The organism is Sphingomonas paucimobilis NBRC 13935, assembly GCF_000739895.2.
GTDB lineage: Bacteria > Pseudomonadota > Alphaproteobacteria > Sphingomonadales > Sphingomonadaceae > Sphingomonas > Sphingomonas paucimobilis.
This window is the reverse complement of sequence record NZ_BBJS01000036.1, coordinates 117,998-141,695: the sequence shown is the minus strand read 5'-3', so window position 1 is coordinate 141,695 and position 23,698 is coordinate 117,998. Positions and strand designations below refer to the sequence as shown.

At 67.3% G+C, this 23,698-nt stretch carries 19 protein-coding genes; 7 read left to right on the top strand and 12 right to left on the bottom strand.

Going from position 1 to position 23,698, the window contains the following annotated elements:
• The 4 genes from SP6_RS12375 to SP6_RS12360 all read right to left on the bottom strand — a co-directional run.
• Window positions 1-1,605, bottom strand: a 1,605-nt coding sequence (locus SP6_RS12375; protein WP_042469109.1) for a TolC family outer membrane protein, incomplete at its 3' end; no start/stop codon positions are given.
• On the bottom strand, window positions 1,595-2,941 hold the full coding sequence (locus SP6_RS12370; protein ID WP_007404846.1) for an HlyD family type I secretion periplasmic adaptor subunit: 1,347 nt from the start codon (window positions 2,939-2,941) through the stop codon (window positions 1,595-1,597). The genes SP6_RS12370 and SP6_RS12375, both read right to left, overlap by 11 nt.
• Window positions 2,938-4,701 (bottom strand): type I secretion system permease/ATPase, encoded by a 1,764-nt coding sequence (locus SP6_RS12365; protein ID WP_164541274.1) that lies wholly within the window; start codon window positions 4,699-4,701, stop codon window positions 2,938-2,940. The genes SP6_RS12370 and SP6_RS12365 overlap by 4 nt, the downstream gene beginning before the upstream one ends.
• Before the next feature lie 58 nt (window positions 4,702-4,759).
• The gene (locus SP6_RS12360; RefSeq protein WP_007404761.1) at window positions 4,760-6,004 is read right to left on the bottom strand and encodes a histidine-type phosphatase; all 1,245 of its coding nucleotides are present in this window, start codon (window positions 6,002-6,004) and stop codon (window positions 4,760-4,762) included.
• A gap of 197 nt (window positions 6,005-6,201) precedes the next feature.
• On the opposite strand from SP6_RS12360, the gene SP6_RS12355 reads away from it, so the two are divergent.
• The gene (locus tag SP6_RS12355; RefSeq protein WP_042469127.1) at window positions 6,202-9,009 is read left to right on the top strand and encodes a TonB-dependent receptor; all 2,808 of its coding nucleotides are present in this window, start codon (window positions 6,202-6,204) and stop codon (window positions 9,007-9,009) included.
• A gap of 186 nt (window positions 9,010-9,195) precedes the next feature.
• On the top strand, window positions 9,196-9,951 hold the full coding sequence (locus SP6_RS12350; RefSeq protein WP_007404788.1) for a DeoR/GlpR family DNA-binding transcription regulator: 756 nt from the start codon (window positions 9,196-9,198) through the stop codon (window positions 9,949-9,951).
• Here SP6_RS12350 and SP6_RS12345 read toward each other — a convergent pair.
• Window positions 9,909-11,213, bottom strand: coding sequence for an MFS transporter (locus tag SP6_RS12345; RefSeq protein WP_007404864.1), 1,305 nt, complete (start codon window positions 11,211-11,213; stop codon window positions 9,909-9,911). The two genes, SP6_RS12350 and SP6_RS12345, sit on opposite strands and share 43 nt — an antisense overlap.
• A 116-nt stretch (window positions 11,214-11,329) precedes the next feature.
• On the opposite strand from SP6_RS12345, the gene SP6_RS12340 reads away from it, so the two are divergent.
• Complete coding sequence (locus SP6_RS12340; protein ID WP_007404857.1) at window positions 11,330-12,265, top strand: glutaminase; 936 nt, start codon at window positions 11,330-11,332, stop codon at window positions 12,263-12,265.
• On the opposite strand, the gene SP6_RS12335 is transcribed toward SP6_RS12340, so the two are convergent.
• Genes SP6_RS12335 through SP6_RS12325 form a run of 3 tightly spaced genes read right to left on the bottom strand, consistent with a single transcriptional unit; the run spans window position 12,171 to window position 14,471 of the window.
• Window positions 12,171-12,545, bottom strand: a complete 375-nt coding sequence (locus tag SP6_RS12335) for a hypothetical protein (RefSeq protein WP_042469107.1) — start codon at window positions 12,543-12,545, stop codon at window positions 12,171-12,173. The two genes, SP6_RS12340 and SP6_RS12335, sit on opposite strands and share 95 nt — an antisense overlap.
• The gene (locus SP6_RS12330) at window positions 12,538-14,094 is read right to left on the bottom strand and encodes a PepSY-associated TM helix domain-containing protein (RefSeq protein ID WP_007404709.1); all 1,557 of its coding nucleotides are present in this window, start codon (window positions 14,092-14,094) and stop codon (window positions 12,538-12,540) included. The genes SP6_RS12335 and SP6_RS12330 overlap by 8 nt, the downstream gene beginning before the upstream one ends.
• A 5-nt stretch (window positions 14,095-14,099) precedes the next feature.
• Window positions 14,100-14,471: a hypothetical protein gene (locus tag SP6_RS12325; RefSeq protein ID WP_007404764.1), complete on the bottom strand. Its 372-nt coding sequence runs from the start codon at window positions 14,469-14,471 to the stop codon at window positions 14,100-14,102.
• 36 nt (window positions 14,472-14,507) lie between these two features.
• Between SP6_RS12325 and SP6_RS12320 the strand changes: the two genes are divergently transcribed.
• The 4 genes from SP6_RS12320 (at window position 14,508) to SP6_RS12305 (ending at window position 21,444) form a co-directional block, all read left to right on the top strand.
• Window positions 14,508-16,787, top strand: coding sequence for a TonB-dependent siderophore receptor (locus SP6_RS12320; RefSeq protein ID WP_007404836.1), 2,280 nt, complete (start codon window positions 14,508-14,510; stop codon window positions 16,785-16,787).
• 86 nt (window positions 16,788-16,873) lie between these two features.
• On the top strand, window positions 16,874-17,686 hold the full coding sequence (locus tag SP6_RS12315) for a ferredoxin--NADP reductase (RefSeq protein ID WP_007404806.1): 813 nt from the start codon (window positions 16,874-16,876) through the stop codon (window positions 17,684-17,686).
• A gap of 237 nt (window positions 17,687-17,923) precedes the next feature.
• The gene (locus tag SP6_RS12310) at window positions 17,924-20,746 is read left to right on the top strand and encodes a porin family protein (protein WP_007404843.1); all 2,823 of its coding nucleotides are present in this window, start codon (window positions 17,924-17,926) and stop codon (window positions 20,744-20,746) included.
• 203 nt (window positions 20,747-20,949) lie between these two features.
• A complete protein-coding gene (locus tag SP6_RS12305) occupies window positions 20,950-21,444 on the top strand; it encodes a helix-turn-helix domain-containing protein (protein WP_053003294.1) in 495 nt (164 codons plus the stop codon).
• Between the two features lie 27 nt (window positions 21,445-21,471).
• On the opposite strand, the gene SP6_RS12300 is transcribed toward SP6_RS12305, so the two are convergent.
• From SP6_RS12300 to SP6_RS12285, 4 genes are read right to left on the bottom strand one after another with little or no spacing between them, the layout of a single operon-like run.
• Window positions 21,472-21,738: a hypothetical protein gene (locus SP6_RS12300; protein ID WP_113667985.1), complete on the bottom strand. Its 267-nt coding sequence runs from the start codon at window positions 21,736-21,738 to the stop codon at window positions 21,472-21,474.
• A gap of 34 nt (window positions 21,739-21,772) precedes the next feature.
• Window positions 21,773-22,780: a chemotaxis protein CheB gene (locus tag SP6_RS12295; protein ID WP_007404869.1), complete on the bottom strand. Its 1,008-nt coding sequence runs from the start codon at window positions 22,778-22,780 to the stop codon at window positions 21,773-21,775.
• A 52-nt stretch (window positions 22,781-22,832) separates the two neighbouring features.
• Window positions 22,833-23,276 (bottom strand): chemotaxis protein CheW, encoded by a 444-nt coding sequence (locus SP6_RS12290; protein WP_007404841.1) that lies wholly within the window; start codon window positions 23,274-23,276, stop codon window positions 22,833-22,835.
• 25 nt (window positions 23,277-23,301) lie between these two features.
• Window positions 23,302-23,679: a response regulator gene (locus SP6_RS12285; RefSeq protein ID WP_007404704.1), complete on the bottom strand. Its 378-nt coding sequence runs from the start codon at window positions 23,677-23,679 to the stop codon at window positions 23,302-23,304.
• Window positions 23,680-23,698 lie beyond the last annotated feature (19 nt).

Genomic DNA, 23,698 nt, shown 5'->3' with positions numbered 1-23,698 from the left:
GTTTCCCTCGCCGGGACGGCCGCCGGTGACCACCGTGTCGCTCAACTCCACAAAGGACGGTGCGGGCAAGGCCGGGGGTGGGCTGACGGGCAGACCCTGGCCCAGCGTGCCCGAAGGCGTCGTCGTCGTCGCGGGGCGCAGCGTGGGCGCGCTGGCCGCCGCCAGCACCGGGGCGGGCGGCGCGGCGGTGGAGGGGCGAGAAGCGCGATCGATCGGCGCGAGCAAGGGGTCGAAGGGACCGAAGACCTGTTTCTTCACCGACCGGATATTGGCCGACGCGTCATAGGTCGGCACCCCGGCCTCGATCACCCCCGCCTGCAACCGGCCGAGCGTCGCCAGCAATCGGGCCTGCGAGACATAGCCCGAATAAAGCGCATTGGTCGCGACGATCTGTGCGTTGAGCAGCCGCTGCTCGGAATCGAGCACCTCGAAATTGGAGCGGAAGCCTTCCTGAAATCCCCGCCGCACGCCGGTCAGCGCCGCTTCGGCGGCCTCTGTGGCGACGCGGCCCGAATCCTGCTGTTCGCCGGCGGCGACCGCCTGGTTCCAGGCCTCCTGCACATTGGCCAGCGCCTCGCGCCGGGTGCCTTCCGCCTCGAAGCCGAGTTGCTGGCGTTCGGCGATGGCGGCGCGGATACGCGATCCGATCAGGCCGCCGGCGATGAGCGGCATGGTCACGCTGATCCCGCCGGTTGCCTGGCCGCCCATGTCGCGCAGCTGATAGGAATAGGGGCTGGTATAGCCATAGCCGCCGGTCAGCGCGACGATCGGCGCGCGCTCGGCACGCTGCGCGGCGATCCGTGCATCGCCGGCGCGCGCGGCCAGGATCGCCTGCCACACGGCGGGGCTTTCCTTCTCGGCGATCTGGAAGGCCGATTCCAGCGAGCCCGGCACGCCCGGTAGCGGCGGTGGTGGGGCCAGCCGGCCGGGATTGCGCCCGACCAGCGCGGCGAAGCGCGCGCGGCTGGCCTGAAGATTGGCCTGCGCCTGCGCGAGCTGCGCGCGGATGATCTCGCGCTGCGCCTGGGCCTGGGCGATGTCGGTGCGGGTCAGGTCGCCGCCCCGTTCGCGCGCCACAGCCTGATCGACCTGCCGGCCATAGCTTTCGAGCGACCGCGTCTGGATCGCGACCAGCGCCTGGTCGCGCAGGACCGAGGCATAGGCATCGACGACGCCGAACAGGACGGCATTCTCGGTCTCGCGCAGCCGTTCGCGCCCCGCCAGCACGGTGGCTTCGGCGGCGGATACCTGCGCGGCGGTGCGGCCGCCATTGAGCAGGATCTGCGAGGCGGAAATGGTCGCGCCCATCGTCCGGCTGCGGACCGTGGCGAACTGGTCGAGCAGGTTGCGCTGATCCTGCTGGCGATATTGCAGGTTCAGATTGACGCCGACATTCAGGCGATAGGGCGATCCGGCCTGGACGATCTGTTCGTCGAGCGCACGCAGCTGGGCGCGCCCCGCCTCCAGTGTCGGATTGGAGCGATAGGCATCGGCAATCGCACGGTCGAGCGTATCGGGGGCATCGGCGGTTTGCGCCACGGCCGGCCCGGCCAGCGCCAGGCCGCCAAGCAGGCTGGCCAGCAGGGATAGGCGATTATCGCTCATGGAAGGACCGGGCAAAGGTTTCGGTCAGCGGATCGAGCAGATATTGCAGCGCACTGCGCGGGCGCAGCGGCACGGTGACCGCCACCGGCACGCCGGCGCGAATGCCGGTATCGCCGCCGCGTACTTCCGCGATCCGGGCGATCTGTTCGCGCGGCACCGCGATCTCGGCGGTGAAATAGCTGCGGCCCGAGGCTTCGTCGCGCAGGCTGTCGGCCGAGACGGAGCGGACCGTGCCGGCCAGGATCGGGAGGCCGCGATCATGGAGCGACAGGAATTTCACCTCGGCCGGTCGCCCCGCGATAACGCCGTCGATATCGCCCGGCGCGAAATTGGCGCGCACGATCAGCGGTGCGGCGTCGGGCACGATGTCGAGGATCGGCTGCCCCGCCTGGATCACGCCGCCGACGGTGAAGACGCGCAAGCCCACCACCCGGCCCGAGACGGGCGCGCGGATTTCGGTGCGCGCCAGCTGGTCGCGCGCGGCGGCCCATTTGGGCAGCATCTCGTTCAACTGGAACTGGGTGTCACGCAGCGCGGTGGCGGCCTCCTCCACCTGGCGGCGGCGGGTCTGCACCATCTGCGCGCGGGTCTGGCCGATTTGTTCGCGCGCCGCGGCCGAGCGTGAGCTGTAATCCGCGTCGGCACCCTCGAGCTGCTGGATCGAGCGTTCGATCGCGCGCACCGTGTTGCGCGAGACATAGCCCTCGTCGGCCAGTTTTCGGGTGCTCTCCAGCTGCTGCATCAGGCTGGCGCGTTGCCGCGCGGTGGCGTCGGCTTGGGCGTTATAGCCGGTCGTCTGCTTGCCCACCTCGGCCGCCTGCTGGCGCAGCACCTGATCGCTGGCGGCGAGCGCGGCATTGCGGCTGCGCAGTTGCGCCAGTTGCAACGCCTTGGCCCGCTCCACCAGTCGGCGATCATCGCCCGTGGCGGTGGCGAAATCGGCGGGCCAGACGATGGCGTGGCCGGCGATCTCCGCCTCTAGCCGCGCACGCTGCGCCTGAAGATCGATGACGCTGGCGGCGAGCGCGCGTTCGCTGGCGGCGACCTCGGCCCCCTCCAGTCGGAACAGTATCTGGCCGGCGCGGACATGCTCGCCGTCGCGGACCAGCATCGCCTTGACGATGCCGCCGTCGCGGTGCTGCACGGTACGGCGATTGCCCGAGACCGTTACCTGGCCTTCGCCGGCGGCGGCGGCATCCAGCCGGGCGAGCGCGGCCCAGCCCAGGCCGACGACGAAAAACAGAAAGGCCACGATCGCGCCGACGCGGATCGCCCGGCGCGGCGAATCGTCGAGGTGGAGCCTGTCGGCCAGCTGGGCGCGGGCGCTGTCGGTCATCGCGTGGCTCCGGCGGTGACGATGCCGGGATCGGCGGCGCGGGCGCCTCCGGCCTGCGGGCGGATCACCTTGGCGCGGTCGTCGAACAGTTGCACCTTGCCGTCGCGCAGCAACAGGACCTTGTCGACGATCTGGAGCAGGCCGGTGCGATGGGTCGACACGATCACCGTCGCCTTGCGCTCACGCAACGCCACGATCGTGCGGGCCAGACGTGCCTCGCCCTCGCTGTCGAGATGCGCATTGGGCTCGTCGAGGAAGAGCAGCGTCGGCCGCCCGAACAGCGCGCGGGCCAGCGCCACCGCCTGACCTTGGCCGGCGGACAGCCCCGCCTCGCCGCGTTCCAGCAGGGTGGCATAGCCCTGGGGCAGGCCGAGGATGATCTCATGCGCGCCCGATTCTTGCGCGGCGGCGACGACCTGGGCGTCCAGCGCTTCGCTCTCGCCTTCGAGGACACTGCGGAAGCGCGCAATATTGGTGTGGACGGTGGCGGGGAAGAGCGTCGGCACTTGCGGCAGAAAGCCGAGATGGCGGCCGAGCTGCTCGCGATTCCAGTCGGCCAGCGAGGCGCCGTCGATCCGCACCTCGCCGCTGCTGGGCGCCTGCGCGCCGGCCAGGACGCGCAGCAAGGTCGACTTGCCCGCGCCGCTGGGGCCGACCAGCGCGATCACCTCGCCGGGCTGCACGGTGAAGGCGATGTCGGACAGGATTGGCCGATCGGTACCCGGCGCCATGACGTTCAGCCCGCGCACCTCGATCCGACCCTCGGGCGCGGGGAGGGTGGTCATGCTGCGGTTCGGCCCCGGGCGGCGGCAAAAACTATCGAGCGAGCGCCAGGCGGTGCGCGCGGTGGTCAGCGGCTTGATCGCGCTCAATATCTGTTCGACCGGCTGGATCGCGCGGCCGAGCAGCAGCGAGGCGGCGAAGATCGCGCCGCCCGAAATATCCTGCCGCACCGCCAGCCATGCGCCGAGCGCCAGTGCCAGCGATTGCAGCAGCTGGCGCAGGAATTTGGTGACCGCCAGAAACTGGCCCGAGGTGTTGGACAGCCCCGCCTGCCGCCGCGCCAGATCGGCGCGCTCCAGCAGATGGCGGGTGACCAGCGCGTCGCGCATTCCCAGCGCCTGCGCCACGTCGGATGCGACGATCGAGCTGTCCTGCTCCCGCTGCGCCAGCGCGGTGCGACCGCGCAAGGCGGCGACGGTTGGCTCGGTGATCCGCTCACTGGCGATGGCGATGGCACCCAGCAGCAGTGCGCTGACCAGGGTCAACAGGCCGATCCAGGGATGGAGGAGAAAGGCGATTAGGATGTAGATCGGCGCCCAGGGCGCGTCGAACAAGGCGATCACCGGCGCGCCGGTCAGCGTGCCGCGCACCGTGTCGAAATCGCGCAAGGCTTGTGCGCGCTCCATCGGTGTGCCGCTGGGCGAACCCAGGATGCGCAGCAATATGGCGGGGGCCAGTCGCCGCTCCAGCCGCATGCTGGCGCGCAGCAACAGCCGCATGCGCACCGCATCGAGGATCGCATAGACCGCCAGCGCGACGACCAGAATCAGCGTCAGCAGAAGGAGCGTCGGCACGCCCCGCGTCGGCACCACCCGGTCATAGACCTGGAGCATGAAGATCGTCGGCGCGAGGTTCAGAAGGTTGATCAACCCCGAGAACAGCGCGGCGGCGATCAGATGCGGGCGACAGCCGCGCACGATGGGCATCAGGCCGGCGCCGGATGATCCGGAAGGCGAGTCGGAGCCGAGGGACGACATGCTCGTCGCCATAGCCCAAAAAACGTAAGCGAAGCGTTCACGAAATCGCCGGGGGTCCCTATCCGCCCAGCGGAGCCAGCCGTTCGCGCATCAGCGTCACGAACCGGTCAAGCGGGCAGGGCTGCCCCACCGGACACCCGCGCACCTGGACCGGCGTCACGGTGACCGTGCCCGCATGGCTGCGAATCCGCTCGGGCGACTGGGTGCGATAGCTGAGCGTGACGAAGGGCTGGCCCTGCCGGTCGTGCCAGCGCTGGATCAGGATCGCGCCACCGGGCGCGGCGTCATTGGTGGCATAGCCGGGGGCGACCAGATCGAAGCCGAGCAGCGCCGCCAGCGCGGTGACATTGGTGTCGTGCCCGACGAGCATGTCGATTTGGGAGCCCCGGGCGGCGGTCAGCGCATCGAGCATGTGGCGGCCAAAGGCGGCCGACTGATGCCCGGCCATATAAGGCGAGCGCGAATAGACGTCGAACAGCGCGGCGTGGAGGCCGCCCAGCCGCGCCAGCATCGCGCCATCGACCGGCACCCCGCCGACCGAGGGGGTCAGCCCCTCGGCATATTGGAGCAGCAGCACCTGCGCGGTGCCCGATGCGGTGCGGATCGGCCCGCTCAGGTCGATGCCATGCCCGTCGGCCGAGGGCGTCAGTCGCGCCGGACCCGCCGGATCACACCCCTTGGGATCGCCGCAGCCCAGCACCGTGTCGAGCAGGCGAAGCCCCTCACGATGGCGCGCGACCAGCGCATCCATGCCACCGGTGAAACGGTTGATATCGGCCACCGCCGCCTTGGCGTCGAAACGCGTCGCCCGCGCGCGCAGCGGCTCGAACAGCGGATCGACCTGGCCGGGCGCGCGATGCCCGACGGGCAGTTTGCAGTCGGGTGCGAGACCCTGGGCATAGGCCTCGCCGCTGGCGATGGTGCGCGAGGCGCTGTTGGTCCAGATGCGGACCGCACCTTCGGCGGGGCAGCCGGTGACGGGCAGCAGTCCTTGCGCGACCCATTTGGCGCGGTCGGCACGTGCTTCGGCGATCAGTGCTTCGGCCCCGTGCGGGGTCAAATGGCTTTCCGGCGTGGTCCAGCGCGGCCAGGGCTTGGCGGTGCGGGTGCCATGCGGCACCTCGCCATCCAGCGGCGCGCGCACGCCGTGGCGCATCAGTCCGACGACCCGGTCGAGCGTCAGGCCGGTCGTGCGGGCGGCGGGAGCCTGGGCCGGGCGAATCTGGGCCAGGGCGGGTGCGGCGACGGACAGCGCGGCGAGCAGCGCGAGCGCGCGGGAACGGCGAAGGACAGGTGCGATCATACGCGCGCCTTGCGCGGCTTTCGCGTCAAAATGGTGACATTGCCCGATTGGTGACAAGCTATCGATGCATCCAAACTGAATTTTCAAAATTCATCAAAATTCGGTCAATAAGTCATCGGACTGTCACAGGGCGTCTTTAGCGGAGCCGCCGAAGACGTCCGGGGGGCGTCGCCATCAAAATGTTTCAGGGGGAAATCATGACCGCTTCTGCCAAGCGGGCGCATGTCGTGCGCCTGTTGTGCGGCACTGCCGCCACGCTGCTGATCGCCGGCCCGGCCTTTGCCGCCGAGCCCGTCGCGCCGGCCGTCACGGCCATGGCCGCCGATGAACCCACGACCGAGCCGCAGGTGGGCGAGGATGTGGTGGTCAAGGGCCATCGCCAGGCGATCGTCGACGCGCAGGACGAACAGCTCCGCAGCCAGTCGCTGGCGACCGTCGTCTCGGGCGAGGAACTGCGCCTTCAGCCGCAGCAGAATCTGGCCGACCTGCTGACCCGCCTGCCGGGCATCAGCTCCTCGGTCGATCAGTCGCGCAACGCGGCGGCGACCGGCGAGGCGCAATATGTCTCGATCCGAGGTCTCGACACCTCGTACAACGCCTATTCGCTCGACGGCGTCCGGCTGGCGCAGACCGATGCGCGCACCCGCGCCATCTCGATGAACCTGCTGTCGCCCTTCTCGCTGCAGACGGTGCGCGTCGACAAGGCGCCGACCGCGCGGTACGATGGCGATGCAATCGCCGGCATCATCGACATGGTGCCGATTACCGCCTTCGATCTGCCCAACCACCGCACCCAGATCCGTCTTCAGGGCCAGCTGGCGGGCCGTGCCGATGCGCGTCGCCAGGATCCCTGGGGCGGCACCGTGCAGGTCGAAACCGCGCAGCGCGTCGGCGATCTCGGCGTCTATGCCTCGGCCTATTACGGTCTGAAGCATGTGCTGGGCGAGTCGACTGCGATGCAGCACGACTGGGAAAAATATAACAACAACATCCCCGGCATGATCCGCGACAATCTGGACAATCTGTTCCCGCGCGGCGTGCAGTGGCAGTCCTTCCGCAACCGCATCGAGCGGATGGGCGGCACGCTGAACTTCGACTGGAAGGGTGAGGGCACCGATCTCTACTGGCACTCCACCTATGGCCGGTACAATCTCAAGAGCTGGATGGACCAGACCGCGCTGCGCCAGACCAGCCTGGCGCCCGATCAGATCAACCCGAACCCCAATAAGGGCTCGTACGACGCCGCCGGCTTCCGCGCCGATTACGGCCTGACCGCGACCCATTATTTCCGCACCGAGCACAGCAAGCAGGAACTGGTGACGACCAAGGTCGGCGGCCAGACGCGTTCGGGCGACTTCACCTTCGACTATCACGGCGCCTACTCGCGCGGATCGCAGGATTATCCCTTGCGTATCCAGTCGGGCTTTGCCGGCCGTCCCTATATCGGCACCGCCGACAATACGGGCGTCGCGGCCTATCGCATGGTCACCTCGATCGGGAACCGCACCTTCCCGCAGGTGGTGCTGACCGATGCGGCGCGTGCCTATCTGACCGACATCAGCAAGCTGAAGCAGTGGTACGTCACCCAGCAGTTCGAAAACACCTGGGAACGCCGCCTGGAGGGCCAGTTCGACACGACCTGGCATCATGCCGATCAGGGTCTGGTCTCGGTCTCGGCGGGCGCCAAGGTTGAGGATGCCAAGCGTTACGCCAATGCGCTGGGCGATGACGGCGCGCTGCAATATACCTTCCCCAATGCCGATGGCAGCAACTCGCCGCGCTACGCCGCGACCGGCCCGGCGCTGACTTCGCTGCCCGGGCGGTTGCTCGGCGGGTTCATGAACAATGCCGCGCAGGTGCCGATCTTCCTGATCGATACCGACTATATCGAGAACCAGGTCGCGCAGCTCTCGACCCCCAAGCTCGCCAATCTCGACCCCGTGAAGCTGAAGGAAAACCGCCTGGACGGCCGCGAGAACCGGCTGGCCGGCTATGTCATGGCGACGCTGCAGTTCGGCGATCTGCAGGTCGTGCCGGGCGTGCGCTATGAATATAACCGGTTCAAGGGCACCTATTGGCAGGACCAGGGCAACGATACTGGCAAGTTCGTGACGTCGGCCCGCCATTATGACCAGTGGCTGCCCAGCGTCATCGCCAATTACCGGCCCAATGACGACATGGTCATCCGCGCCTCGATCCGGAAGAGCTATTCGCGGCCGGCCTTCGACCTGCTGCTCGGGCCGACGAGCGTGTCGCGCAACGATCTGGGCGAGGTGACGGGGGTGTTCATCCCCAACCCGAACCTCGATGCGCAGACCTCGTGGAACTACGACACCTCGCTGGAGATCAAGGGGCAGGGTACCGACTTCTTCTCGGTCAGCCCCTTCTACAAGAAGCTGAACCATGTCCTGTTCGCGACCGGCACCACCAATGCCGGCGGCGACTATAACATCTGGGGCAATCCCCAGTCGGAGCAGCAGGGTGGCGTCGAGGTGTCGAGCCTCACCACCGATGCGACCGGCCAGATCTATGGCGTCGAGTTCTTCGGCCGTTATTCGCTGAAGGGCCTGCCGGGGCTGCTCGACGGTCTGGGGCTCCAGGCCAATGTCACGCTGCAAAAGGCCAAGGCGAATGTCTTCGTCAACGGCCAGATGCGCGACCAGCGCATGACCCAGGCGCCCGAGGTGATGTACAACGCCGCGCTGTTCTACAGCCATGGCGGTTTCGCGGCCGAATGGAATTATAACTATACCGGCGACCGTCTGTACGATCTGCGCTCCAGCCGGCCGGATACCTATATCCAGCCAACGACCATCTCGAACCTGATCGTCAATTATACTATGCCCTCTGGTCTGACCGTCGGTGCATCGGTACAGAACCTCTTCAACGAGCATAGCTATTGGGCGACGACCAGTGAGCGGAAGGCCTATCTCTCCAATGACCGCAAGGGCGGCTATGTCGAGACGGGCCGAATCTATATGCTCAACCTGACCTACGCCTTCTGATCTTACCCTCTCCCCGACCCGGTGCCTGCGACCCCCGCAGGTATCGGGGCGCAACTCCACGCCGATGGTCTCTGGGCCATCGGCGTTTTTTGTGGGGGAACGGACCATTTCGACCGAATGGCCCATGCGATTGACCGAAGCGTGCGCGCGGTTAGCATGAGCCTCGACGAGAGGAACGAAACCATCATGATGAAACGTCAGCGCCGCCAGCATGAGATCGTGGCGCTTCTGGCCGAGGGGCATTTCCGCGGCATCGGCGATTTGGCCGAATCGCTTTCGGTGTCGGAAGAGACGATCCGCCGCGAACTGCGCGTGCTGGAGGGCTCGGGTGCGGTGGTCCGCGCGCACGGCGCGGTGCGGCTGGCCAAGGTGGAGACCGAAGGGTCGTTCGCCACTCGGTTGCAACGCCATGCCGAAGCCAAGCAACGCATCGCCAGCGTCGTCGCCGAGCTCGTCGCCGATGGCCAGACCCTATATATCGATGCCAGCACCACCGGCCATTATGTCGCGCGGGCGCTGCGCGATCATCAGCGGCTGACCATCGTCACCAATGCGGTGGGCGTCGCGGCCGAACTGGGCGGGCGCAACGACAACCGTATCATGCTGGCGGGCGGCGAGCTGGATTATGAGTATCGCGCCTGTTTCGATGCCACGGCGCGCGACTATCTGGCGAGCTTCACGCCGTCCCTGGCGATCCTGTCGGTCGAATCGGTCAATCTCGACCATGGCTTTGCCGATTATCATGTCGGCGAGGCGGCGGTGTGCCGGATGATGATCGCCCGGTCGCGCCGAACGCTGATCGCGGCGGACCAGAGCAAGTTCGATCGCCACGGCACGGTGCAAGTGGCTCCCTTGGACGGGGTCGACATGCTGGTCACCGACGCGGTGCTCAGCCCCGATTATGCGGCGGCGCTGGCGGCGGTAGAGGTGGTGGTCGCCTGACCACGCGGGATGGCGAGCGCGACGATGGCCCCCGCTAGGGCCAGGCCGGCATGGATCGTCCAGAAACCGGGCTGGCTGATCCCTGGATAGAGCGTGCCGAGTTCACCGACCACCAGATGCGCGACGAAGCCGTGGAGGTAGAACAGCCCGGTCATCATCCCGCGCCGGGCGAGCGGAGCGGCGGCGATCACGATCGCGAGCGCCGCCGGCCAGGCCAGCACCACGCCGATATCGAGCAGCAGGATCGCCGCCAGCGGCCCGCCCAGCCCGATCTGCCCCGCCCCGGCCGACAGACCGGCGAGCAGACCATAGCCGAGCATGATCGCCACGCCCCCCAACACCAGCTTGGTCGCGCTCGCCGGTTCGCGCCCCCGCTCCGCCAGCCAAGGCCAGAGTCGGTAGGCGGCCAGCGCCAGCGCGATGGTGAACAGCCCGTCCGCCGCCGCCAGCCAACTCGGCGGAATGGCAAAGCCGGCCGGTGACAGATCGACCCGTGCCCGCGCCCAGACCAGGACCATGTTGGTCAGCTGTTCATAGGCGCAGAAGCACAGGGTCACCGCCGCTATCGCGACCGTCACCCGCGCCCAATCGACACCCTGCTCAATGCCCGCCTCTGGCTGCGCCACCGTGACGCGGGGGGCGGTGCGCAGCAGGAGAAAGGCGACGATCATGCTGCCCGCCATCGCGGCAAAGGCGATACCGAACCCCAGGCGCGCGGCCAGCCAGCCCCCGATCAGCGGCCCCAGCATCGCCCCGCTATTCAGAAACGCCAGATAGCCGGCGAACAATCGCTCGCCTCCCGAATGCCCGCGCAGCGCACCGACTTCGGCCGCCAGATTGCCCTTCAACAGCCCGATACCACCGATCATCAGCGCCAGGCCGGCGAGCGCCCCCTGCCGGCTGGCCAGCGCCATCATGCCCGCCGCCATCAGCGCGGCCCCGGCATACATGGCCGGCCGTCGCCGCCCGCTGCGATCCGCGATCCAGCCGCCCAGCGGCAGGATGAGATAGGTCAGCGCACCATAGAGCCCGTAAAGTTGCGAGGCGAAGGCCAGGTCGGTGGTCGTCCCCGTCGCCCCCTCGATGATACCGCGCAAGGCCGCAAGGCCGGCCACCAGCGTGCCGGGACGAACCAGCAAATCGGTCAGCAGGAACAGGGTCAGCAGCGACTTGGTGCCCTGAATCGCGAATCGCTCCCACCCCTCGACGCTGGCGAGCGTCCAGAATCCGGGAGCGGGCGGGGCGGTATCCCTATCGCGCATGGTGCTGAGATTGGTCCGTTTCGGTGCCTTGGGCGGAAGCGCTGGCTCCCTAGCGCCGGTTTGTGACGGGTTCGCGGCGGCTCGACAAAGCGGGGCGGGCACGGCACCACCGAGCCATGAACCTGTCCGCCATCGTCGCCGACATCGCTGCTGAAATGGCCGAGGCGCCCGATCGGGGGACGCCCGCCGACTATATCCCCGCGCTGGCCCAGGTCGATCCGCACCGTTTCGGCATGGCGATCGTCGAGGCGGACGGCACCTGCCATCTGGCGGGCGATGCCGACATGGCCTTCTCGATCCAGAGCATTTCCAAGGTCTTCGCGCTCACGCTGGCGCTGGGCGCGGTCGGCGATCAGCTCTGGCGGCGGGTGGGGCGCGAGCCCTCGGGGACCGCGTTCAACTCGATCGTCCAGCTAGAGACCGAGGCGGGGATTCCGCGCAATCCCTTCATCAATGCCGGTGCCATCGTTGTCGCCGACATGCTGCTCGGCGGCTATGAGCCGCGCGAGGCGATCGGCGAGATGCTGCGCTTCGTTCGCGCGCTGGCGGGCGAGGAGGATATCGCGATCGATGCCGCCGTCGCCCGCGACGAGATGGAGACAGGGCACCGCAATCAGGCGCTGGCGCACTATATGCATGCCTTCGGCAATCTCCATCATCCCGTCGACCGGGTGCTGGGCGTCTATTTCCACTTCTGTGCGCTGGCGATGAGCTGTCGGCAACTGGCGCTCGCCGGGCGCTATCTGATGGCGCGGGGCATCAATCCGGGGACGGGGCGCTCGGTCGTGTCACCGCAACGCTCGCGGCGCATCAACGCGCTGATGATGAGTTGCGGCCATTATGACGGATCGGGCGAGTTCGCCTTTCGCGTCGGCCTGCCGGGGAAATCGGGGGTGGGCGGCGGCATATTGGCGATCGTGCCCGGCCGGGCCTCGATCGCCGTCTGGTCGCCGGGCCTCAACGCGCGCGGGAATTCACAGCTTGGTACGCTGGCGCTCGAACGGCTGGTGCAGCGGACCGGCTGGTCCGTGTTCGACCCACAAGCCGGTTGACCGCGCGCAGCGGTGCGAAGGCGGCTCGGCCACGCACCGACAGGATCAGGTTCAGCGCCACCCCCGCGATCGACGCCGCGCCCAGCAGCCGCACGATCCGCTCACCGGTGATCGCGGTGCCGCACCACGACAGCGCCAGCAGCAGCACCGCGCCGCCCAGCAGCTTCAATCCGCCGCGCAGCCGCGCATCGTGCAGCGTCCCCGCCTCGCGCGCATGGCGATAGGAGCCGGCAGCGAGCAGCCAGAAGCCGATGAAGCACAAGACGATCGTATCAAGCATGGGCAGGCTCCGGAAAACGGCGGGTGCGGTTGGGGGCGTGGGGCGAAGGTCGCGCGCTGAGCCGGGCGGCGGCGGCAAAGCCGACACCAATGGCCAGGCAGGCGAGATCGAAGGCGACGAACAGGTGATCGCCATCGAGCAGCGAGGGTAGCAACCAGCGCGAGGTGGTCAGCGCATTGACGACGGGGATGGCAGCCCAGGCCGCAGCGGCGATGGCGAATAGAACCGTCCAGGCGCGCCGTGTAGGCAGGCCGAGCTGTGCCAGCGCGAGGAGTCCCCAGGTCCAGAACATCGCCGACACTTCCGCCTCAGCTCGGCCGGGCATCTCGGCGGGGATCAGCCGGTTGGCCAGCAGATAGGCCGCCATGCCCGATGGGAAGGCGGCGATGACCGCGATGTTGAGCCGTTCGGCCAGACGCAGCCCGAAAAAGGGCGCCGCGCCCGGCTTGCGCCGCTTGGCGGTCCAGAGCAGCAGGCCGGTGCCGACCATCGCCGTGCCGGTCAGCCCCATGACGAAATAGGCCCAGCGCAGCCCCGTGCCCGCGAACGAGGCCAGATGTAGCCCCAGCATCACGCCCGCCGTTTCGATCGCCGAGGCGGGATCGCCGCTCTGGCTGACGAAGCGGCCGGTCGCCCCTTCGTACACGACGGCGGGCGTGCGCGAACTGATCGCACCCTGTTTGGCGAGCGCGATGGAGACGCGCGCGGCGGCGTCGCCGGGATTCTGGATGATGACCCGCGTGGCGGGACCGCCCAGCCGCTGCTCGGCATCGCGGACCAGGGCTGCGATCGCGACCAGCGGACGCCGCGTGCCCGTGGCGGGCACGTCGGCGGGCGTGTCATAGGCGGCCTGCATGAACTCGACGGGCTTGGCGTAGTTCATGAATGCCGGCCAGGGCATGTACATGGTCACCAGCGTGATCAGCCCGGTATAGGTGATCATCGCATGATAGGGCAGGCCGAGCACCGCCGAGACATTGTGCGCGTCGAGCCAACTGCGTTGGCCCTTGTTCCAGCGCAGCGTGAAGAAGTCGGCGAAGATGCGCTTGTGGGTGATCACACCCGAGATGATCGCGCCCAGCATCGCCATGGCGCACAGCCCGGCCAGCCAGCGGCCCCAGGGATAGGGCAATTGCAACTGGAAGTGGAAGCGATAGAAATGCTCGCCGCCGCGCGTCTCGCGCGCGGAAAGCGGCGCGCCGCTGACCGGATCGAGCTGTAGCTCGCCACCGCGCGCCTTGGGATCGGGCTTGGCGGGGATACGAAAAACCCGCGTCGCGATCGTTCGCTCCTCGGGCAGATAGATATACCATTGCAGATCGTCCGGGCCGGTCCGCGTCAGATACCGGACCGCCGATGCCGCTGCCTGGGCCGGTGTCGCATGGGCCGGGCGGATTTCGGGCTGCATCCACTGGGTGATTTCGGGTCGGAAATAGGCCGAGGTGCCGGTCAGGAACATGGTGAACAGAATCCACCCGGCGATCAGCCCCAGCCAGCCATGCGCCCAGGCCATGGTCTGGCGCAGCCCGCGCTGGCTCTCCGCCACCATGCCGCTCACGCCCGCACACCCAGCCACCAGAGCAGCCCCGCCATCACGATCGAACCGCCCCAGATCCCCGCACTGACCCGGCCCAGCCGGATGTCGTGCAAGGCCCACAGACCTGCCGCGGCATAGATCAGGAAGGACAGGATCATCGGCCATCCGGTCGCCTCGACGCGGGTGGTGGCGTCCGAGACGGGGAGCAGCCGCGCGGCCAGCATCGCCACCGCGACCGCGAACGCATAGCCGCCAAGGATCGCCGTCAGCCAGCGCCACGTCATGGCCATCGCGCCGCGCCAGCGGGCCGCTCCGACTGCGTTGATGGCTTGGCTTTGCGCCACCCGACCTTTCCCCTTGTCATTGTGATAGCGGCGCTTTAGCAGCATTTGAGAGTCACTATCAATAGCAAGGTTAGGGAATTTATGCGGGGGTTTCGCGCAACGCTGCTGGCGGCCTGTGTCACGGGCACCGTCCTGGGATGGGCCGCGCCGGGCCTGGCGATCGCCCTGCCAACGGTCCGAAACGACGAGGATCCTCAGCGGCTGCGCAACGAGGAGATCGTGGTCGAGGGCGAACGCGCCAAGAAGAGCGCGGTGTCGGGCACCAAGACCGACATTCCGCTGATCGCCACGCCGCAGACGATCATCGCCATCGATCAGGAGGAGCTGACCCGGCGCAACGCGCTGTCGATCAACCAGGCGCTGGGCTATGTCGCGGGTGTCGCGCCCAACCAGCGCGGCAATGTCGCCACACGCTATGATCAGCTGTTCCTGCGCGGGTTTCAGCCGGGCATCTTCATGGACGGGATGCGGCTGCTCGGCGGCGTCTATGCCAGCCCGCAGATCGACTTCCATCTGGTCGAGTCGGTCGATGTGGTGAAGGGCCCGGCGGGCGTCACCTATGGTTCGGGGACGCCGGGCGGGCTCGTCAACCTGACCAGCAAGTTGCCTTATGTGGGGGCTGGCGGGCGGATCGAGCTGGCGACGGGCAATTTCGCGCTGCTGCGCTCGGCGATCGACGTGAACCAGCCGCTCGATGCCGAGGATCGCTGGCAGTTCCGGATCATCGCCGGCGCCGAGGAATCGGATGGCTTCATCCAGCAAACCGCCAATCGCCGTTACTATGCGCGCCCCATGCTGCGCTTCGCCCCCGATGACGCGACCAGCGTGACCCTGATCCTGAACTATCAGCGCGATCCCGAATCCGCCTCCTATAGCGGCGTGCCCGTCTATGGCTCGGTGCTGCCCAATCCGTTCGGGGTGCTTCCGGTCGACTTCAACACGTCCGAGCCCTCCTATGAGGCGTTCGACCGGACGCAGAAATCGGCGACGATCCTGTTCCGCCATGACCTGAACGACCGGCTGAGCTGGACCACCAATGCGCGTTATCTGGCGATCGACCTGCATTACCGGCAAATCTACGGCTCGGGCTATGTGACGCGTGGCACGGGCGCCAATGCGAACAGCGACTTCTCGACGCTACAGCGCGGCGGCGGCGGCTCGGACGAGGCGTTCCAGACCTTCACCGTCGACAATCATCTGGTCGGCAAGATCGATACCGGTCCGGTCAAGCACACCATCCTGGGCGGGGTCGACTGGCAGCATAATCGCGGCGAGAATTATCAGGCCTTCTACACCGGCGAGAATGCCAATCCGGTGTTCAACATCCCCAATCTGAACCTGTTCGCCCCGGTTTACGGCGTGCCGCTGCCGACTTTCCCGATGAACCAGACCCACAATTACACCAAGCGCGACCAGGTGGGCCTCTATCTTCAGGATCAGATCGCGATCGGTGGCCTGCAACTGATCGCCAGCGGTCGCTGGGACAGCTATGGCCAGACGACGCAGAATCTCGTCACCAACCGCGCGACGCGGCTGAACCAGACCGCCTTCACCACCCGGCTGGGCGCCTTGTACGAGACCAAGTTCGGCCTGGCGCCCTTTGTCAGCTATTCGGAGAGTTTCGAGCCGCAGGCGGGCAGCACCTGGGACGGCACCAATTTCGTGCCCGTCACCGGCCGGCAGTATGAGGCGGGGTTGAAGTATCAGCCGCGCGGCACGACCGCGCTGTTCACCCTGTCCGCCTTCGATCTGCGTCGCCGCAACGTGCCGGTCGCCGATCCGCGCGCGGGCACGGGCAATATCCCCAGCAACTCGCAGGTGCAGATCGGCGAGGTATCGGTGCGCGGTATCGAGCTGGACGGGCGCGGCACGGTGGCGCCGGGCTTGGACGTGATCGTCGCCGCGACTTATAACGACCCGCTGGTGCGGCAGGGAACGCCGGTGGTCGGCACCGGCGACCAGCTGAGCGGCGTCACCGGCACCCGGCCGCTGGGCGTGCCGCAATGGAGCGCATCGAGCTTCCTGTCCTATGATCTCGGCAAGGCGGGTGTCGGCCGTGCGCTGGGCGGCCTGAGCTTGGGAGCCGGTGTGCGCTATGTCGGCGAATCGGACGGCACCGCGACGACCGTGGCGGCGGGGCGCACCGTCGTCCGCCGTTTCCAGTCGCCCGATTATTGGCTGGCCGACCTGATGCTGGGCTATGATCTCGGCCGTGTCAGCCCGGCGATGGAGGGGCTGAGCTTCACCGCGAATGTCGCCAATCTGTTCGACAAGCGGCACATCACGAGCTGCTTCTTCAACAATGGCTGCTATTACGGGGCATCGCGGACCTTTGTAGGCAGCCTGCGCTATTCTTGGTAAGGGCGCATCCGATTCATTCGTACATGACGTATCCGTCCCGCCCGCCGACCGATCGGCGGGGGCGGGGCGCAAAGGAGTTTTGAGGTTTGTCGACCGATACTGCCCTGCCCGAACTGACCCCGACCACGGCGCTGAGCGTCGAGACGGTTCAGAGCGTCCATCACTGGAACGAGCATCTGTTCTCCTTCTCGGTCTCGCGTCCCGACAGCTTCCGTTTCCGCTCGGGCGAGTTCGTGATGATCGGCCTGCTGGGCGACAACGGCAAGCCGCTGCTGCGCGCCTATTCGGTGGCCAGCCCCTCCTATGACGAGAAGCTCGATTTCCTGTCGATCAAGGTGCAGGACGGCCCGCTGACCAGCAAGCTGCAAAAGGTGCAGCCGGGCGACCAGATCTATCTCGGCCGCAAGCCGACCGGCACGCTGGTCGCCGACGCGCTGCTGCCCGGCAAGCGGTTGTTCATGCTGTCGACCGGCACAGGCCTCGCGCCCTTCCTGTCGGTGGCGCGCGATCCGGACATTTATGACATGTTCGACGAAGTGATCATCGTCCACTCGGTCCGCCGGGTGAGCGATCTGGCCTTCCATGACGAACTGGCGGGCAAGCTGGCCGAGGATCCGCTGGTCGGCGACGTCGCGGCGGAGAAGTTCCACTATATCCCGACCGTCACGCGCGAGCCGTTCCACACCTCTGGCCGCATCGACGCGCTGATCGATGATGGCCGGTTGTTCGCCGGGCTGCCCAGCGCGCATGGCTTCAACCCGGAAACCGACCGGATCATGATGTGCGGCAGCATGGAGATGATCAAGTCGCTGGGCGCCAAGTTCGAAGCGATGGGCTTCCCCGAAGGCTCGAATGCACAGCCGGGCGCCTATGTGATCGAAAAGGCGTTCGCGGGCTGAATATCCTCCCCTGGAAGGGGGGGCAGGCCGCAGGCCTGACGGAGGGGTGTTCCGGCCGATCGCCGGGTCGATCGCTGGCGGTTATACCCCTCCACCATGCTGCGCATGGTCCCCCTCCCCCTATGGGGGAGGAAGTGCGGTCTCCCCGAACCGCTACATTTGTCGCCGGGAACGGCACATTTGTGCGACATTTGCGTCCTAACGCCCGGAGCCTCGGTTTAAGGTAAAGGGACGGACATGCGGCTGTGGGCGGGCTTGATGCTGGCGAGTGCGATGCCGGCGATCGCGCAGGCGCAGGTTGCACCTGCCCCCACGCCGGCACCGGAGACCCCGGCGGCGCCCAGCGCGATGTCCCCGACGACGCAGGCCGTGCCCCAAGCGGCGGCGAGCGCGCCGCAGACCGCCAAGCCCGCCGCCCAGGCCGAACCAGAAGAGGACGAAGGCGCGGAAGAGGGCGATGTCGTCGTCACCGCGCGCCGCCAGCCCGGTACCGTCCCCGGCGATATCCCGCCCGAGCAACAACTCAGCCCCGCCGATATCCGCTCCTACGGCGTGTCGAGCGTCGCCGACCTGCTGACCGAACTTGCGCCGCAGACGACCAGCGGGCGCGGTGGTTCGCCCGTCATCCTGCTCAACGGGCGACGCATTGCGGGTTTTCAGGAAATTCGCGATCTGCCGACCGAGGCGATCCTGCGCGTCGACATCCTGCCCGAGGAGGTCGCGCTCAAATATGGCTATAGCGCCGATCAGAAGGTGGTGAACTTCGTCTTGCGTCCGCGCTTCCGTTCGCTGGCGGCCGAGGCGATCGGGCGGCTGCCGACCGAGGGCGGCTCGGCGATGGGGCAGGGGCGGCTCGACTGGCTGACCATCCGCCGTGACAAGCGGTTCAGCATCCACACCGATTATCAGGAAAGCTCCCGTCTGACCGAGGCGGAGCGCGATATCGTCGCGCCCGGCAGCAATGCGGCGCTGGGCGGTAATATCGTCACCACCGACCCCGGCCTCGCCGCGCTGACCGGTACCAATCCCAGCGTGGTCGGCGTGCCGGGCGGGCTGGCCACGGCCCCGACGCTCTCGGCGCTCGCCGCGACGCCGGCCAACAGCACCGACGTCACCCCTTACCGCACCTTGCAGAATGCGCAGCGCCAATGGGACGCCAATATCGTCTATGCGCGCAACCTGTTCGGCAATGTCTCCGCCTCGTTCAACGCCGAGGTGCAGGCGACACAGAGCAACAGTTGGAACGGCCTGCCGTCGGCCAATCTGCAGCTGCCCGTCGGCAATCCCTATTCGCCCTTCGGCACCTCGGCGACGGTTGCGCGGCTCACCGATGCCTATGGTCCGCTGACCCAGGACAATACCGGCCTGACCGCGCATTTCGGCACGGTGCTCAACGGACAGCTCAGCAGTAAATGGCGCTGGTCAGTGACGGGGGCCTATGACCGTGCCGAAAGCCGGGTGGCGACCGATACCGGGCTCGACATCGCGGCGTTCCAGGCGCGGTTGAATGCGGGTGATCCGACCGCCAATCCCTATGGGCCGCTGGATGGGATCGGGCTGGGCCCGCGCAATTTCGCGCGCTCGACCTCGTCGACGGGGCAGGTCGATGCGCTGCTCAACGGCCGTGTCTTCGCGCTGCCGGCGGGGGATGTGCAGGCCAGCGTCAAGGTCGGTGGGCAGACCAGCGATTTCTCGAGCCGCTCCTTCCGCTTCGGGCAGGAGCAGAGCGGCGACGTGTCGCGCGACACCGTCAACGGCCAGCTCAATCTCGACCTGCCCATCGCCAATCGCGATCGCGCGGTGCTGGGGGCGATCGGTGACCTGTCGCTCAACGTCAATGCGGCCGCCAATCACCTGTCGGACTTCGGCACGCTGACCACCATCGGCTACGGCGCCAACTGGGCGCCGCTGGAGGGCGTGCGGGTCATCGCGTCCTGGACCGATCAGGAGGATGCACCGAGCGCGCAGCAACTGGGCAATCCGACAATCACCACCCCCAATGTCCGCCTGTTCGACTATGTGCGTGGCACCACCGCGACGATCACCGCCGTGACGGGCGGCAACCCGGATCTCGTGGCCGACAACCGCCATGTCATGAAGCTGGGGCTGACGCTGACGCCCTGGCGCGACCGTCAGATCAACCTGACGGCCAATTACTATCGCATCGGCACCGACGATCCGATCGCCGCCTTCCCCACTCCGACGGCGGCGATCGAGGCGGCTTTTCCCGACCGTTTCACCCGTGATGCCGCCGGCAATCTGCTGCGCGTCGATTCGCGGCCGATCAATTTCGCGCGGACCGAGCGGCAGCAACTGCGCTGGGGCTTCAACTTCTCCAAGCCGATCAAGTCCAAGATCCAGAAGGAGATCGAGGCCTATCGCGCCGGCACCGGTCCCAATCCCTTTGCCGGGCTGAACTTCCTGGGACGGCGCGGCGATGGTCCGCGCGGGGAAGGCCAGGGCGGACCCGGTCGACCGGATGGCGCGCCGGGGGCGGGGTCCAATGGACCCGGCGGTGGCGGCCGGCCCGGTGGCGGTTTCCGGGGCGGCGGCTTTGGCGGGGGTCGCGGTGGCGGCCGGTTGCAGTTCGCGCTCTACCATACCTGGACGCTCGCCGATCGGGTGACGGTGGCCGATGGCGGCCCGGTGCTCGATCTGCTGCGCGGCGATGCCATCGGTGCCAATGGCGGCAGCTCGCGCCACCAGTTGGAAGCGCAGGCGGGTTATACGAATAACGGTATCGGCGTGCGCATGTCGGGCAATTGGCGCAGCGCGACCCGCGTCAATGGCGGGACGACCGCCAATCCCCAAGCCCTGGAGTTCGGCAGCCTGGCGACGGTCGACCTGCGGCTGTTCGCCGATCTGGGGCAAAGGCTGGATCTCGTCCGCGCGCATCCCTGGCTGCGCGGTACGCGGGTCAGCCTGTCGTTCGACAATCTGTTCAACCAGCGCCAGCGGGTGACCGACGCCACCGGAACCGTGCCGATCGGCTATCAGCCCGGCTATCTCGACCCGCTGGGCCGCACCGTACGGCTATCGATCCGCAAGCTGTTTTTCTGATCCAAGGTGGCGCGGAAAAATGCTGCCCCGGTCCAGGAATTTGGTATCAATCCGCGACGGTTTCTCGTTAATCTCGAACAATTCTAAGGGTATGTGACGTAGATTATATTGCTGCAAAGCAAAATATGGGATGAGCCGCAGAGATATAACGGTGCTGCCCAATGGTCGGGGGAATGGATGAGCAGAGGCCGAGCGTGGATTTCATGAGCGACCGCTATGGGGACGAAGCGGTGTCCGAGCCTACGGGAATCGACGACCGGTTGCGGCGGATTCGCGACGAGCTGGATGTGGTGGAGACGATGGTCCGGGCCGAAAGCGAAGCGCGGCTCGCGCCCGCCGACATTGGCCGGGTGATCCGTTCCGCCCGCGAAGGGATTGGCCGCTTCTTTGACCAGTCGTTGTTCGCCGACCCGGCCTTCGACATGCTGTTGTTCGTTTTCCTGGAAGAAGAAGAGGGGCGGCAGGTGGAGACCAGCGCCTGTTACCGCGCCTCGGGCGTTCCGCGAACGACGGCGGTGCGCTGGATCAACATGCTGATCGGCATGGGCCTGTTCCACAGCGCGCCGCATCCGACCGACCGGCGCCTGGCGCTGCTGAGCATGAGCGAGCAGGCGCGTGAGGGGATGCGGCAATGGCTGGGCGGGCTGCGGCCGCTGCTCGACCGGGTGGAGGTCGTACGGGCGACCCCACGCGGCTGACCGGCCCCGCGCCGGTGCGTACGGGGATCAGGCGTTGCCCACGACCCGCTCGCGCAGCCGGTCGGCCAGTGTTTCCAGCGTGACGTTGTTGATCCGCGCCGCCACCGGCGCGTCCGAGCGCAGAATGTCCGCGATCGCCAGTTGCGCCTGCGTGATCCGGTCGACCGACTGGATGCTGACCATGTGTCGGCGCAGCGTGTCGCTGTCGCTGCCCAGATCATAGGCCAGATCGGCGAGCGAGCGGGTCAGTTCGACCAGCTCGTCGGCCAGTGCATGGGCAAGCTCCTGATCCATGCCATATTCCCTTCCCACCGCCTGGCCCATGCGCTTACTTGGTGCAGAGCTTGAGGATATTGGTCGAAATCGCGTCGCGCCCGACCGGCTGCGTCACGGCGCCCTTCATCAGGGTGAAATCGGTTTCCGAACGGCCAATGGCATAGGCGCCGCCCGCCAGCATCGCACGCAGGCCCGCCGAGCCATCCTCATCGTCCAGCGCCAGCAGCACGCCCAGCCCGTTGCTGCCCGCCGCCTTGGCGACCGAGGCAAAGAGCAGCGAGATCGACGGACGCTCGCCCGCCACCGGCTCGCGCGCCAGCAGGCGCAAGCTGCCGTTCGGCCAGGTGTCGACGACCATATGGTTCTCGCCCTGCGGCGCGAAATAGATGGTGCCCTGCTCCACCTTCATGCCGTCGGTCGCCTCGACCACCTTGGGGGCGATCTGCTCCTTCAGCTGCTCGATCATCGGGGTCAGCAGGCCGGGCGACATCTGCTGCACGACCAGGGTCGGCGGACAGTTGGCGGGGAAGGTCGCGAACAGGTCGAACATCGACTGGGTGTTGGCGGCGTCGGCGCCGATCGCCAGCAGACGGCCGTTCCAGTCGATCGGCGTCGCGGGGCTGCCCTTCTTAGACTTGGCGGCGCTCGTCTTCTTCAGGTCGGCGTTGCGCGCGGCCTTGATCCGCTTGCCCAGCTTGCCGATGATCTCGTCCAGTTCGGCCTGGACCGCGACCTTGGGCTTGGGGAAGCAGTCGATCGCGCCGAGACGCAGCGCCTCGATCGAATCGGCGGCGCCGGCGGCTGTCTTGGTCGAGAACATGATGACCGGCATCGGCCGCTCCTCCATGATCTCGGCAAGATATTCGAGGCCGCTCATGCCCGGCATCTCGACGTCCAGCGTCATCACCTGGGGGCGATATTGTTCGACCATCTTGCGCGCTTCCGCCGCGCCGTCGGCGGCGCCGACCACGGTGACGCCCTTGATCCGCTCGAGCGCGCCCGAAATGAGCACCCGCATCGTCAGCGAGTCGTCGACGACCAGAACCTTAACGTCCGCCATTACGCATTTACCTTCCAACGGATACGCCGTTACGTCTTGAAGAATCGGGGTATTACGCGGCTTCCGCCGTCAATGTCACGCTGTCCGACAGGCGATCGAGCGCCAGGATCAGGATCAGGCGCTGTTCGATCGTCGCCAGCCCTTCCAGATAATGGGCGGCGGTCGCATCGCCCATGTCGGGCAGCGGCTGCATCGCCTCGGGCGGGATGGTGACGATGTCGTTGACCGCATCGACGATCAGGCCCTGGAGCTGCTCGCCGATCCGCACCACGATGATGACGTGGCGCGCGCTGGGATCGGTGACGCCCCAGCCCAGCCGGTGGCGCAGGTCGAGCACCGGAAGCACGACGCCGCGCAGGTTGACGACACCGCGCACATGCGCCGGCACATTGGGCAGCGGCGTCGCGGGTGACCAGGCGCGGATTTCGCGGATGGCCATGATGTCGACACCCAGGATCTGGTCGCCGAGCTGAAAGGTGATGAGCTGACGCGACATGGTCGGTTCCTCTCTTGGGATGGGATCAGTGCAGCACGCGGCGGATCGCCGCGGCCAGCTTTTCGGGATTGAAGGGCTTGACGATCCAGCCGGTCGCGCCCGCCTCGCGCGCTCGGGCCTTCTTCTCGTCCGAGCTCTCGGTCGTCAGCACCAGGATCGGCAGGTTGCGATGATCGGGCTGGCGGCGCAGCGCCTCGATCAGGCCGAAACCATCCATGCGCGGCATGTTGATGTCGGTGATCACCAGATCGGGGGCTGTCTCGGCGGTGACGCCGTCCAGCGTATCAAGCGCATGAACGCCGTCTTCGGCCTCGAGCACCCGATACCCCATATCGGTGAGCGCGGCGCGCAGGAGCATTCGCATGCTGGGCGAATCGTCCACGGTCATGATGATTTGGGACACGAATTGGCCTTTCCTGGAA

Excerpts from the sequence above, each read along its gene's own strand:
- SP6_RS12370 (WP_007404846.1), bottom strand. The coding sequence starts at position 2,941 with ATGACCGACAGCGCCCGCGCCCAGCTGGCCGACAGGCTCCACCTCGAC.
- SP6_RS12365 (WP_164541274.1), bottom strand. The coding sequence starts at position 4,701 with ATGTCGTCCCTCGGCTCCGACTCGCCTTCCGGATCATCCGGCGCCGGC.
- SP6_RS12360 (WP_007404761.1), bottom strand. The coding sequence starts at position 6,004 with ATGATCGCACCTGTCCTTCGCCGTTCCCGCGCGCTCGCGCTGCTCGCC.
- SP6_RS12355 (WP_042469127.1), top strand. The coding sequence starts at position 6,202 with ATGACCGCTTCTGCCAAGCGGGCGCATGTCGTGCGCCTGTTGTGCGGC.
- SP6_RS12350 (WP_007404788.1), top strand. The coding sequence starts at position 9,196 with ATGATGAAACGTCAGCGCCGCCAGCATGAGATCGTGGCGCTTCTGGCC.
- SP6_RS12345 (WP_007404864.1), bottom strand. The coding sequence starts at position 11,213 with ATGCGCGATAGGGATACCGCCCCGCCCGCTCCCGGATTCTGGACGCTC.
- SP6_RS12340 (WP_007404857.1), top strand. The coding sequence starts at position 11,330 with ATGAACCTGTCCGCCATCGTCGCCGACATCGCTGCTGAAATGGCCGAG.
- SP6_RS12335 (WP_042469107.1), bottom strand. The coding sequence starts at position 12,545 with ATGCTTGATACGATCGTCTTGTGCTTCATCGGCTTCTGGCTGCTCGCT.
- SP6_RS12330 (WP_007404709.1), bottom strand. The coding sequence starts at position 14,094 with ATGGTGGCGGAGAGCCAGCGCGGGCTGCGCCAGACCATGGCCTGGGCG.
- SP6_RS12325 (WP_007404764.1), bottom strand. The coding sequence starts at position 14,471 with ATGCTGCTAAAGCGCCGCTATCACAATGACAAGGGGAAAGGTCGGGTG.
- SP6_RS12320 (WP_007404836.1), top strand. The coding sequence starts at position 14,508 with ATGCGGGGGTTTCGCGCAACGCTGCTGGCGGCCTGTGTCACGGGCACC.
- SP6_RS12310 (WP_007404843.1), top strand. The coding sequence starts at position 17,924 with ATGCGGCTGTGGGCGGGCTTGATGCTGGCGAGTGCGATGCCGGCGATC.
- SP6_RS12305 (WP_053003294.1), top strand. The coding sequence starts at position 20,950 with ATGAGCGACCGCTATGGGGACGAAGCGGTGTCCGAGCCTACGGGAATC.
- SP6_RS12300 (WP_113667985.1), bottom strand. The coding sequence starts at position 21,738 with ATGGATCAGGAGCTTGCCCATGCACTGGCCGACGAGCTGGTCGAACTG.
- SP6_RS12295 (WP_007404869.1), bottom strand. The coding sequence starts at position 22,780 with ATGGCGGACGTTAAGGTTCTGGTCGTCGACGACTCGCTGACGATGCGG.
- SP6_RS12290 (WP_007404841.1), bottom strand. The coding sequence starts at position 23,276 with ATGTCGCGTCAGCTCATCACCTTTCAGCTCGGCGACCAGATCCTGGGT.